Raw genomic sequence first — 12,351 nt, forward strand, 5'->3', positions numbered from 1 at the left:
CGCGCTGCGCTCCCTCTCCTGGGAGGAGAGGAAAAACAAAAACCTCCCCCTCGTCAGGGGGAGGAAAGCGCAGCGAGGAGGGGGTCTTACCCTTTCACCACAATGTTCACCAGTCTGCCGGGAACGTAGATTTCTTTGACCAGCGGTTTGCCTTCAATGAATTTCTGCACGTTCTCGATGGATTTGGCGGCCATGAAGACCTCTTCCTGTGAGGCCCCATTGCGGATCAGGGCCTTGCCCCTGAGTTTGCCGTTGACCTGCACCACCACTTCGATTTCGTCTTTGACCAGGGCGTTTGCATCGTACTGGGGCCAGCTTTGCACGTGCACGGAGTCGCTGTGTCCGGTTTCAGACCAGATTTCCTCTGCGATGTAGGGCACGAAGGGGGCCAGCATGCGGTTGAAGATGTCCAGCGCTTCCGTCCAGGCTTGTGTCTGGGAAACCGGGCTGCGCTTGGCCTTCACCAGGGTGTTGGTGAGTTCCATCATGGCGGCAATGCAGGTGTTGAAGCTGAAGCGTTCGAGGTCATCTGTAACGCGCTTGAGGGCAGCATGCACGGCAAAGCGGAGTTCGGCTTCCGTGACGGCTTCTTCGGGGCCTTCTGCAGCATCAAAGTAGAGGCTCCAGATGCGGTTCAGCCACTTGTGGGGTCCCTGAATGCCCTTGGAGGACCAGGGTCCACCAGCTTCCCAGGGGGCAAGGAACATCAGGAAGGCCCGCACGGTGTCTGCTCCATACTCGGCCACGAGGTCGTCTGGATCGATGACGTTTCCTCTGCTCTTGCTCATTTTCTCGTTGTCTTCGCCGAGGATGATGCCCTGGTTGCGCAGCACCTTGAAGGGTTCACTGACCTCTGTGAGGCCCAGGTCGCGCATCGCCTTGGTCCAGAAACGGCTGTAGAGCAAATGCAGGATGGCGTGCTCGATCCCTCCGGTGTACACGTCCGGGGTGAAGTTGGCAAATTCAGGCCTGAAAGGAGCGTCGTGCACATCGTGGCTCAGGTAGCGGTACATGTACCAGCTGGAATCCACGAAGGTGTCCATGGTGTCGGTTTCACGGGTGGCGACCCCACCACAGCAGGGGCAGGTGGTGGTTTTCCAGTCCTCCATGAGGGTGAGGGGGCTCTGACCGGTGGGCTGGAAGCGCACATCCTCGGGGAGTTTGACGGGAAGTTCAGATTCGGACACAGGCTGGATGCCGCACTTCTCGCAGTAGACCATGGGGATGGGGGTGCCCCAGTAACGCTGGCGGGAAATCAGCCAGTCGCGCAGGCGGTAGGTGGTCCTGGCCCGCACACCGTAATCTGCGAGTTTTTCGATCACTGCACCAATGAATTCTTTTCCACCCTGCATGCCATCCAGGATGCCGGAATTCACAATGGCACCCTCGTCAGAGTAAGGCTCGGTGGCGTCTGCAGGCATGGGGGTTTCGCCCCGGATCACTTCCTTGACAGGGAGGTCAAACTGGCGGGCAAAGTCAAAGTCGCGGGAATCGTGGGCCGGCACAGCCATGATGCTTCCGGTGCCGTAGGTGACCAGCACGTAATCGGCAATCCAGATGGGGAGTTTCTCTCCCGTGACAGGATGGGTGGCGTAAGCGCCCGTCCAGACCCCGGTTTTCTCGCGGCCTTCTGCCTGGCGGTCAATCTCACTCATCTTGGAGGCCGTGTCGATGTAGTTCTGCACGGCTTCTTGCTGCTCCGGGGTGGTGAGGGTTTTGACAAAAGCATGCTCTGGAGCGAGCACCAGGAAGGTTGCACCCATGAGGGTGTCAGGACGGGTGGAAAACACCGTCACGGTGCCCGCATCGGTGGCAAAGTCAATCTCTGCACCCACGGACTTCCCGATCCAGTTGTGCTGCATCAGGCGCACCCGTTCGGGCATGTCTGTGGTGCCGAAATCGAGGAGTTCGTCGGCGTATTCGGTGATCTTGAAGAACCACTGCTCAAGTTTCTTCTGCACCACCACGGTGCCGCAACGCTCGCACTTGCCATCCACAACCTGCTCGTTGGCCAGCACGGTGTTGCAACTCGGGCACCAGTTCACGAAACCGTTCTTCTTGTAAACCAGACCCTGCTTGTAGAACTGTATGAAGAACCACTGGTTCCATTTGTAGTACTCGGGATCGCAGGTGGCAAATTGCTTGCTCCAGTCGATCATGGTGCCCATGCGCTTGAACTGCCCGGTCATGTACTCGATGTTGGAGTAGGTCCATTTGGCAGGATCAATGTTGCGTTTGATGGCCGCGTTCTCTGCAGGCAGACCGAACGCATCAAAGCCCATGGGGAACAGCACGTTGTACCCCTTCATGCGCATGAAGCGGGCACGGGCATCGGGCACCGCAAAAGCGTACCAGTGGCCAATGTGCAGGTTTCCAGAGGGGTAGGGGAACATGGTCAGGGCGTAGTGGTTCTCTTTGCCTTCCTGATGTTTGAAGGTGTAGAGGTCGCTCTCCTCCCAGCTTTTGCGCCAGCGGGGTTCGATGGAGTGCGGATTGTATTTTTCACTTCTTGGCATGGCCTTAAACTCCTTTGTGCAGGCAAAAAAACACCCCAGTCATGCAGACTGGGGGAAACGCGCGTTACACCGTTCTAACGTCGTCTCCCCTGTCGTAGTAGCAGCATGCTGTTCATAAGGCCATTTTACATGCAGGGGGCAGGACGTTCAAGAAAATAAGCCATAGGGCCTGCCAGAACATCAAAACGACCACAGCCTGAGGTCTCCAGGGGATCTCTGGCAAGTTAACAACTCTTTAACAACTTTTCTTTACTTTGAATCCATACAGGACAGCATCAAGACCTGCCAGGAGCAGCCTTCAGGTCATGGATGTGTGTTGTCTTTCTAAGGAGTCCATCATGTTGAACACCCTTCATCCTTCCCAATTGCAAGAAATTGCCCGTCGCACCCGCATCAGCTTTTTCAGGCGCATGCACAGGGCGATTTACACGGGTGCCCTGACCATGCTGGCCCTGATTTTCACCTCCCATGACCTCATGCTGAGTGTGGTGTGCAGCCTGAGCATGGCCCTGCTGGCTGCAGGCATGATTTACAGCTTGCGTTTCAGGTACCATCTGGCACGGGTGCGGGCGAGATACTGAAGCGCAAAGGCCGAGGGCAGCAACCATGCCCAAAGCGCCTCAATGTCAACCAGGCCATCCCGGCAATAAAGCAGAAGGCCTGACAGAGCCTTATGCTTTATTGCTTGAACGGATCAGCAATTTCATCCCCCATTTTCTCAAAAACCATTACACTGCTGGAGATGCAACTCTGGGTGCTGGTTTTGTTCTGTCTTTCCACTGTGCTGCTCATCCCCTTTGAAGTCTGGTTGTGGGGTGGGCTGGCCTGGGTGGCCTCTGTGACGCTCACCCTGCTGACCCGGGAACCTGCCCTTCAGCGCCGAATGCTGGTGTTGCTGGGGTGCATTCTGCTTCTGGCCCTGGCCCCCATCAGCACAGAGACCTCCAATGTCAAATTTCTTACACTGGGTTTACCGTTTCTGGCCGTGGTTGCGCTCCCTCCCCTGCTGCTGCGCAAAACCGACCCGGAGGTGTTCAGTTTCCGTTTACTGCCCGAGAAATTCAGCAAACTGGAATTCATTTACACCCTGCTTTCTGCGCCTCTGGCCTATTTTGCCTTCAAACTGTACTTTGCCCTCAGCCCGGAAGTGCCTTTCAACTGGACGCTGTCCCCGCAACCAGACAGCGAATCCTTGCTGAGGCTCTTTGTGGGCATCAACATGGTGGGCATCTGGGATGAACTGTTTTTTGTGAACACCTGCTTTGCCGTGCTCAGGTCCCTCTTTCCCTTCTGGAAGGCCAACTGGGGGCAGAGCGTGGTGTACGTGTCGGTGCTCTTTGACATGGCCTTCAGGGGGGTGGGGCCTTTTTTTGTGCTGTTTCTGGCGCTCACCCAGGGCATCATGTTTCAGCGCAGCCGTGCCCTGATTTACGTGCTGGTGGTGCATCTGATTGTGGATTACTTTCTGTTTCAGGCCATCGTGGGCACCTATTACCCCGGCTTTAAGGCCTGGTGGCATCCCTGAAATGGGAGCCAGAAGGCAACAAAGTTTGACGGTGGCGGCTGTCATATCTCGGTGAGTGGTCTGGTCGTATCCTTGAGGCATGATTCAACTGGTGGAAGGTCTTGCCCTCAACCTGTGCATTGTGATCACTGCCACCTACCTCCTGAGCCTCACTTACACCACCTGGAGGATGGAAACGGCCCGCAAGGTGATCCTGTTCAGGTCTGCCATGGCCTCTGCCACCTCCCTGTTTCTGATGACCCAGGGGGTGTCTTTCAGCAACGGCACCCTGCTGGATTTGCGGGCTTTGCCCCTGGCCCTGATCACCCTCAAATACGGGATGTGGTATGGGCTTTTTTCCATCCTGCTGGTGTTTCTGGCCCGGGGGCAATTCTGGCACAACTTCACCAGCGAAGACGTTTCCATCCTGATCTGCTACACCATCGCTTCGGTCTACCGGTATTACGCCACCGTGGAATCGGAAGAGGTGCCTTTCCAGTCTTATTTGTACGCCCCAGTGCTGATCTTCAGTGGCCTGCTGGTGTACATGTTCAAACTGAGAAGCTGGGATTTCGGCATCTTCCCTTCTCTGATGCTGCTGTATTTCACCAATGTGCTGGGCTTCATGGCGGCGGGTCGCATCATCCACCGGCACCTGATGTACCTGAAACTCACCGATGGCCTCAAAGAGGAAACCCTGATTGATCCGCTCACACGGGTCTTCAACCGCAGGCAATTTGAACTGGACAAACCCGGCATGCGGGAAGGAGACGCCATCGTGGTGATCGACATTGATGACTTCAAGAAGGTGAACGACACCTACGGCCACGCCGTGGGCGATCAGGTGCTGAAAGAACTGGCCCGCCGTCTGGTCCTGACCGTGCGCCACAGCGATCGGGTGTACCGTCTGGGCGGCGAGGAGTTCGCTGTTTACCTGACCCGTTGCCCCGAAGAGTACCTGACCACCATTGCAGAACGCATCAAGGAACGCATCTTCAGTGAGCGCTTCAATACGGTGGGCCGGGTCAGTGTCAGTGGCGGTCTGGTGCGCCTCAGTGCAGACACCACCATTGATGCTGCTTTCGAGCAGGCAGACCAGTATTTGTATCAGGCCAAAAAATCGGGGAAAAACCGTATCATCACCTCGATTTAGAGTTCACAGGAAACAGTTTTCAGTTCACAGTGAAACGCCTTTTATACCTCTATGTCTCAACAAACCCTGATCCTGCTGGGTGGATGTCTGTAGACACGGGCCACCACCTCACCCTTTGCAGTCTTTGCATGATCTGCAGGGATCTTCTGGATCTCACTGTGAACTGTCTACTGTGAACTGAAAACTTCTACAGCCCCCTTCTTTTCTGGAAGGGGGCTGTAAGGGCGAGCGTGCAGAGGGACCAATTTGCGATCCCTCGTTCTGCACAAGACAGGCATGCCTCGCCCTGTGCTCTCTGGGATTATTTCCGAGGCTGGGGGTACCCTTCAGCGGCCAGCACAGCTTTCGCCACATGGCGGCGCAGGCGGATGGTGTTGATGGGGTCGTGCTTGGTGAGGCGCTTGATCACGGCCAGACTGGTGCGCAGGTCGTCACCGGAGGCGATCATCTCAATGGCTTCACGGGCCAGGGTTGCAGATTTCTCTGCAGCGGACCAGGTGTAGAGTTGGGTCATTTCGGATTGCAGTTCGGGGTTGCCCAGTTTGCGGGTGCGCAGCAGGGCAGATTCTGCAGCGAAGGTCAGCATGGCGATGTCTGCAACGCGGGCCAGAATTTCCTGGCGGCTTTCCACCTCCATGCCGTACTTCATGGCGGCGGTGCCAGCGACCATCAGGGCCAGTTTCTTGAGGTTCTTGATGGTGGTTTCTTCCTGCACCAGCACCCCTTCTTCGGGTTCATCGAAGCTGGGTTCCAGCAGGTCGGACTGCAGTTTCTGTGCGGCCTGCAGCAGGGGGATTTCGCCTTTCATGGCGCGTTTCAGCAGCATGCCGGGGACCAGCAATCTATTGATTTCGTTGGTGCCTTCAAAGATGCGGTTGATGCGGCTGTCGCGGTAGGCCTGCTCGATGGGGTATTCAGAGCTGTAACCATAACCCCCGTGGATCTGCACCCCTTCATCGACAGAAAAGTCGAGAAGTTCGGAGCCAAGGACTTTGAGCATGGAGGCTTCCACAGCGTATTCTTCCACGGCCTTGAGTTTGTCCAGGCCGCTTTCCACTGCGGTGTCAATCAGGCCCATCACCCGGTAAAGGGCGGATTCCACAGCGTAGGTGCGCAGGGCCATTTCAGCCAGCTTTTCCTGAACCATCCCGAAGTTGGCGATGGGCTGGTTGAACTGGTGGCGCTCCAGAGCGTATTTCGCAGAGATTTTCAGGGCGTGTTTGGCTCCGCCGACCCCTCCTGCAGCCAGCTTGTAGCGACCCACATTGAGGATGTTGAAGGCGATTTTGGCCCCCTGCCCAACCTGTCCGAGCAGGTTCTCTGCAGGCACTTTCACGTTGTCCAGGATCACCTGACGGGTGGAGGAGGATTTGATGCCCATCTTGTGCTCTTCGGCACCGAGGGACACCCCTTCAAAAGCACGTTCCACCAGGAAGGCACTGAATTTGTTGCCTTCGTCGGTTTTGACCTGGGCAAACACCGTGAAGAGGTCTGCAAATCCAGCGTTGGAGATCCACATTTTGGTGCCGTTGAGCACGTAGTGACTGCCGTCTTCGGAGAGCACAGCAGTGGTCTTGGCGGCCTGGGCGTCGCTGCCGCTTCCGGGTTCGGTGAGGGCGTAAGCAGCCACCATTTCAGCACTGGCCAACTTGGTTAGGTATTTGGTTTTCTGCTCTGGGGTACCGAAGTACACGGTGGGCAGGCTTCCGATGGACTGGTGGGCACCGTAGGTCACGCTGAAACCCCCGGTCTGGGCCAGACGCTCTGCAATCACGGCACTGACGGCTTTGGGAAGGTCCAGACCGTCAAAGTCTTCGGGGACTTCCACAGCAGTGAGGCCCAGTGCGCCTGCTTTTTGCAGCAGCTCACGGTTCAGACCTTCGACTTTGTCTTCGAGGTCTTTCATGCGGGGCATCACGTCTTTGTCGATGAAAGCCTGGGTGGAGTCGGCAATTTGCTTGATGGTGTCATCGAAATCTTCGGGGGTGTAAATGTTCTGGGGTTGGCTGTCCTGGATCAGGAACATGCCGCCTTTGAAAAGTTTGGGCTGGGTTGCAGTCATGGGGGGGTCCTCCGCAGTGGATTGAATGTCCCCATTATATAGACTGAGTATAAATTTGTACAGGGTTTAGCCCACTGGCCTGCAAAACCCCCATTGCCCAATCAGCAAAACCGGGCAATTCAAGCAACACCCTCAGCTGACTTGCATGCCCCATGCCAGCAATCCCACCAGGAGGACATGCAACAAACCAATTCCCCAGAACACCATCTGAAAAGGCATTTTCTGGGTTTTGTGCCTGACCACCCGCTGGGCCACAAACGCCCCAAACCAGCCAAAACAGAGTTCCAGCAGATGCAGCGTGCGCTCAGGAACCCGCCTGCGGCCCAGCCTGGCCCGACGTTTGTCCGAGCCATACACCAGAAAAGTGACGCCTCCCATCAGGACATACAGGGCAGCCATAAAGAGCCAGATCTCCGTGCCATAGGCTTTCAACATACGCACACAGTATATCGGTTGCGGATCATGTGAGGGGATCGGGAAATGACCGTGGCCCAGATGGTTCGCCTGTCCGCACGGCACAGTGTGTGGCATGCAGGACAGGCGGCCATGAACAAACTGGATTGAAACGGGTGGGTCAGGGGTCTTCTTGATGGGTGCGGATGGGCAGCAAGAGGGAACGTTGGGGCTCTGGCAGGTCGGCACGGTCAAAGGATCGCAGAATCGCAATCAGGATCAGCAGGATTGCAACCAGCACAACGAAAAGAACCATCACCTCATCCATGTTCTCATTTTAGGGAAAGCGTTTGCAGGGGTCATCGGCAAAAAGATGTAGATGAACCCAAAATGAAGTTTTCAGTGCAAAACAATCAGAATTTCGATGTCCTGAACAGGACAAAATTCCCCGCTGACAAATGCATTTTTTCACCTTCATGCGCCCCTTCAGGGAATCGGATACCATGGTCCCAGCATGACTCAGGTTCTTTCCATCGGCATGGTCCTCGGCACCGAAGAAGCCACTCCCCTGCAATTCTGGTTCTGGGTGGAACCGGGGTCCAGCGTGCAACTGGACGATCTGGTCACCCTGAAAACCACCAAACCAGACGGCACCCGCGTCACCTATTTCGGGGTGGTAGATCAGGTGCGCAAACTCCACGAAGGGGTCGCTTTTGAATCCGATGTGCGGGACGTGCAGGCGGGCATTCTTCCGGTCAACACCTCTTACACAGCCCATGTGCTGGTCACCCGTGTGGACCCCGAGGAGTTCATTCCCCCTCACCCCGGAGATGAGGTTTACCTCGCCCTGGATGAGGAACTGGAAAAAGCCCTCTATCAGGACCGCATGGAGTCCAGATTGCCTGCGGGCATCCTGAGAAACGGCGAACCCGTGCACTTCAATTTTGACTTTCTGAACGGTGCCTCCGGTGCCCACGTGAACATCAGTGGGGTGTCCGGGGTGGCCACCAAGACCAGTTATGCCCTGTTTTTGCTGTACAGCATTTTCAATTCGCAGGCGCTGGGCGTGGACCGGGCCAACAGCAAGGCTGTGATCTTCAATGTGAAAGGCGAGGACCTGTTCTTTCTGGACCAGCCCAACAGCAAACTGGAGGAGAAAGAAAGCCGGGTCGCTGCAGCCAGAGGCCTCAGAAAAGACCGTTACGCCCTGTGCAAGTTGCCCAGCCGTCCTTTCAGCGATGTGCAGTTTCTGGCCCCTCCCAAGGCGGGTGGAGACGCCATCATTCCTGATGTGGAACAGAGAAAATCCGGGGTCACCCCTTACATGTGGACCATCCGGGAGTTCTGTCAGAAACGCCTGCTTCCGTACTGCTTTGCAGACAAGGACAGCAGCCTGAACCTCAAGTTCCTGATCGGGCAGATCGAGGAGAAACTGTACCGTCTGGTGCTGGGAGACACCAGCAGCACCCCACACATTGCCGTCACCGACTGGGAACAACAGGACGAACAACTGGCCCTGGAACTGGAACTGGATTTTGACACGCTGGGCAAAACCCGCATCACCACCTTCACGCAACTGGTGAGCTACATCGAATACAAGCTGCTGGAACAGAACGAGGGCCAGGGGGATCCCAGATGGGTGGGCAAGCAGAATGTGGGCACGCTGCAGGCCTTCATCCGCCGCCTCAAAGGGGTGCAGAAGTACCTGTCCAGCCTGATCCGCGGCAACCTGACCGCAAAAGAAGCCGAGAAATACCGTGCTGATGTGCTGCGTCAGGGGGTGCAGCTCAGCGTGGTGGACATCCACAGCCTGGATGCCCATGCCCAGATGTTCGTGGTGGGTGTGATCCTCAAAGAGCTCTTTGAGAAGAAAGAAAAGCAGGGCCGCAAGCCTTACGTTTTTGTGGTGCTGGACGAGTTGAACAAGTACGCCCCCAGGGAAGGTGAAAGCCCCATCAAAGACGTCTTGCTGGACATTGCAGAACGTGGGCGCTCGCTGGGCATCATCCTGATCGGGGCACAACAAACGGCCTCTGAAGTGGAAAGGCGCATCACCTCCAATGCGGCCATCCGGGTGGTGGGCCGTCTGGACCCCGCAGAATCCGAGCGTCCCGAGTACCGCTTTTTGCCCTCCACTTACCGCATGCGGGCCAGCATTCTGCAGCCGGGCACCATGATCATCCAGCAGCCCGAAGTGCCCACACCCGTGATGGTGACTTTCCCCTTCCCGGCCTGGGCCACCAGACTGGACGAGATGGTGGTTGCCCAGGACGACCAGAGCGCCGAAGACTGGCTGGCCTAAAGTCGGGGCGACAGGGAAAGCAAAGGTCGTTGCAGAAGTTTTCAGTTCACAGTGGACAGTTCACAGCAAGATCCAGCAGGGCCATTCCTTTTTGCAGGCAAAAGTTCTCCATCCCGGTGCTCCTGAAACCCAACAATGCAGCCTGATCGACAGAGCTGCCCTTGCAGGATAGCTACAATTCAGAAGATCTGATTCTGTGCCCATGACCCTTCTTGAAAAGGGCCTGGGCACTGGATCTGACAGGAGTGTGAATGGTTGTAGAGGACACCCTCAAAACACTGGTGGAGCGCAGGTCCGTGCGGGCCGTGGCGCAGGTGGGCAGTGCAGGCACACCGCTGGCCTGGGCAGGAAGCCTGCCACAGCTGCTGGTGGTGGACCGCAAAGTCCAGACCCCCACCCGGGAAATGCAGGATGGCATGGTGCTGCACCTTTTCCCTTATGCAGCGCTGGAGGAAGGACAGCTTCCCGTGGCTTTGCTGGCAGAAGCCCGCATTGTCTACGATCCCACCCGCCTGCTGACCCGTCAGGCCAGTCACCTGCCTGCGGCAGACCCGAAAACATTGCAAAAATCTGCCAGAGCATTGCTGGACAGAATTCAATTGAACCGCCAGCCGGATTTCATTCAGGCCCTCTTTGTGGCCCGTCAGGTTTTTCTGGAAAATGTGCTTCCCATGCACCTTTCTCCTGCACAACACTTCGTCAGCGATTGCCGTTTTCCGGAGTACCTGCAAAACCGACTCAGCCTGACCCAGCCCAGGGTGCTTTCAGCCCTGAACGAGCTTTTTGCCCTCAGACACCCTGAAGAAGCCTCTTTGCTGCTGGCTGCCACCCGTGGCCTGAGCCTCACCCAGCAGGAAAAACGGGCCAGAATCGCCAATGAAGCAGGTTTTGCTCAGGGCAGCATTTTTTACCTGAGGCAGGAAAGCACCCGCATCCACCAGGAAGCTTTAAAGCAGTGGGCCCACCTGCCTGCACCACGCAGAGAACGCCTCAGCCAGTTGTGGGGCCTGGAGCGCTCACCTCTGGGGTGGGTGGCGGTGAATCTGGTGAGGGAGTTTCTTTGACCCTCACCTCGCTGGAAGCAAGCTTCGCTGCTTCTTCGCTATCCTCTCCCTCAGAGGGAGGACCTGTCGCAGACAGCGGTGGGGGCAAAACCTCAGGGGGAGGAATAAGACTTCTGTCGTACAATCCATGGGAGACTGAAACCATGACCATGCAGGAGCGCAAACTCAAACACCTGGAAGCCTGCCTGCGGGAGGATTCCCAGTACCAGACCATCAGCACCGGGCTGGAACGGGTGTCGTGGCCGTATCAGGCCCTTCCCGAAGTGAACTTGAACGACATTGATTTGCGCTGCACCTTTCTCGGGAAGCCCCTCTCTGCGCCCCTTTTGATTGGGGCCATGACAGGCGGAACTGAGCATGCAGCCCGCATCAACCGCAATCTGGCCCTTGCTGCGCAGGAACTGGGCATTGGGATGATGCTGGGTTCCCAGCGCGTCATGCTGGAACACCCCGAAGCCAGTTACAGCTTTCATGTGCGGGAACATGCCCCGGACATCCTCCTCATCGGAAACCTGGGGGTGGCGCAGTTTCTCAAGGGCTACACGGCTTCGCACATCATCAAGGCAATTGGGGCCATCAAGGCAGATGGTCTGGCCCTGCACACCAACCCCTTGCAGGAAGCCGTGCAGGTGGGAGGAGACACCAACTTTCAGGGCATCACCGAGGTGCTTGCTGGTCTGGTGAAGAAAAGCTGGTTCCCGATCATGCTCAAGGAAGTGGGGCACGGGATCGGGCAGGCCACTGCAGAGCGCATCAAACACATTCCTTTTGCTGCCATTGATGTGGCAGGAGCAGGAGGCACCAGCTGGGCCAAAGTGGAAGATCTGGTGGCAAATGGCAGCATCACCCAGCCTGATCTGGGAGAAATTGGCATTCCCACTGCACAGGCTTTGCAGGAAACCCGCCATGTGCTGCCCCAGATGCCTCTGGTGGCTTCTGGAGGGATCCGCTCCGGGCTGGACATCGCCAAATGCCTGATGCTGGGAGCGCAGGTGTGCGCCATCGCAAGGCCGCTCATTCAGCCTGCACTTCTGGGACCGGATGCGGTGTTGATGTACCTGCTGAAGATCATCCAGCAGCTCAGGACAGCGCTTTTTGTGGCGGGCATTTCCAGTGTGAGTCACCTGACCCAATTGGAGCCTGCTGCTCCGCCGCCTCCACCCAGTTATCTGGTGGATGACTGAACCACAGCAAAGTTGAACTTTACAGAGGAGGTGTATGTGCACCTTCTTTTTTTGGCCTGCTGTTCTGGGTTGACAGGCCCTTTTGAAAAGCCCATAATACTTAGGAGTCCTAATTAAGGAGGTTGGACAGACCCCACAAACATCCCGTCCTGAAACTGGAACAATACAGAGAC

General features: G+C 56.6%; 10 protein-coding genes. 6 read left to right on the top strand and 4 right to left on the bottom strand.

The features are described 5' to 3' along the window. Positions 1–86: 86 nt before the first annotated feature. Positions 87–2,516 (bottom strand): leucine--tRNA ligase, encoded by a 2,430-nt coding sequence (gene leuS / locus IEY52_RS13970; RefSeq protein WP_189003319.1) that lies wholly within the window; start codon positions 2,514–2,516, stop codon positions 87–89. Positions 2,517–2,854: 338 nt separating this feature from the next. Here leuS and IEY52_RS13975 point away from each other — a divergent pair, with 338 nt between their 5' ends. The 3 genes from IEY52_RS13975 to IEY52_RS13985 all read left to right on the top strand — a co-directional run bounded on the left by IEY52_RS13975 (position 2,855) and on the right by IEY52_RS13985 (position 5,173). Beyond that, complete coding sequence (locus IEY52_RS13975) at positions 2,855–3,097, top strand: hypothetical protein (protein WP_189003320.1); 243 nt, start codon at positions 2,855–2,857, stop codon at positions 3,095–3,097. A gap of 161 nt (positions 3,098–3,258) precedes the next feature. Further along, positions 3,259–4,041 (top strand): CPBP family glutamic-type intramembrane protease, encoded by a 783-nt coding sequence (locus IEY52_RS13980; RefSeq protein ID WP_189003321.1) that lies wholly within the window; start codon positions 3,259–3,261, stop codon positions 4,039–4,041. 79 nt (positions 4,042–4,120) lie between these two features. Then, on the top strand, positions 4,121–5,173 hold the full coding sequence (locus IEY52_RS13985; RefSeq protein WP_189003322.1) for a GGDEF domain-containing protein: 1,053 nt from the start codon (positions 4,121–4,123) through the stop codon (positions 5,171–5,173). A gap of 301 nt (positions 5,174–5,474) precedes the next feature. Here the strand turns inward: IEY52_RS13985 and IEY52_RS13990 are convergent, their stop codons facing one another. From IEY52_RS13990 to IEY52_RS14000, 3 genes are all read right to left on the bottom strand, one after another. Beyond that, on the bottom strand, positions 5,475–7,235 hold the full coding sequence (locus IEY52_RS13990) for an acyl-CoA dehydrogenase FadE (protein WP_189003323.1): 1,761 nt from the start codon (positions 7,233–7,235) through the stop codon (positions 5,475–5,477). Between the two features lie 132 nt (positions 7,236–7,367). Continuing rightward, entirely contained in the window at positions 7,368–7,670 is a 303-nt protein-coding gene (locus IEY52_RS13995; protein ID WP_229684795.1) for a DUF1294 domain-containing protein, read from the bottom strand. 139 nt (positions 7,671–7,809) lie between these two features. Then, the gene (locus tag IEY52_RS14000) at positions 7,810–7,956 is read right to left on the bottom strand and encodes a hypothetical protein (RefSeq protein ID WP_189003325.1); all 147 of its coding nucleotides are present in this window, start codon (positions 7,954–7,956) and stop codon (positions 7,810–7,812) included. A 186-nt stretch (positions 7,957–8,142) separates the two neighbouring features. Here IEY52_RS14000 and IEY52_RS14005 point away from each other — a divergent pair, with 186 nt between their 5' ends. From IEY52_RS14005 to fni, 3 genes are all read left to right on the top strand, one after another. Next, on the top strand, positions 8,143–9,930 hold the full coding sequence (locus IEY52_RS14005) for an ATP-binding protein (protein ID WP_229684796.1): 1,788 nt from the start codon (positions 8,143–8,145) through the stop codon (positions 9,928–9,930). A gap of 251 nt (positions 9,931–10,181) precedes the next feature. Beyond that, positions 10,182–10,994, top strand: coding sequence for a hypothetical protein (locus IEY52_RS14010; protein WP_189003326.1), 813 nt, complete (start codon positions 10,182–10,184; stop codon positions 10,992–10,994). 143 nt (positions 10,995–11,137) lie between these two features. Further along, positions 11,138–12,178 carry a type 2 isopentenyl-diphosphate Delta-isomerase gene (gene fni, locus IEY52_RS14015; protein WP_189003327.1) on the top strand — a complete coding sequence of 347 codons (1,041 nt, stop codon included), beginning with the start codon at positions 11,138–11,140 and terminating at the stop codon, positions 12,176–12,178. Positions 12,179–12,351 lie beyond the last annotated feature (173 nt).

This window comes from Deinococcus roseus (genome assembly GCF_014646895.1).
GTDB lineage: Bacteria > Deinococcota > Deinococci > Deinococcales > Deinococcaceae > Deinococcus_C > Deinococcus_C roseus.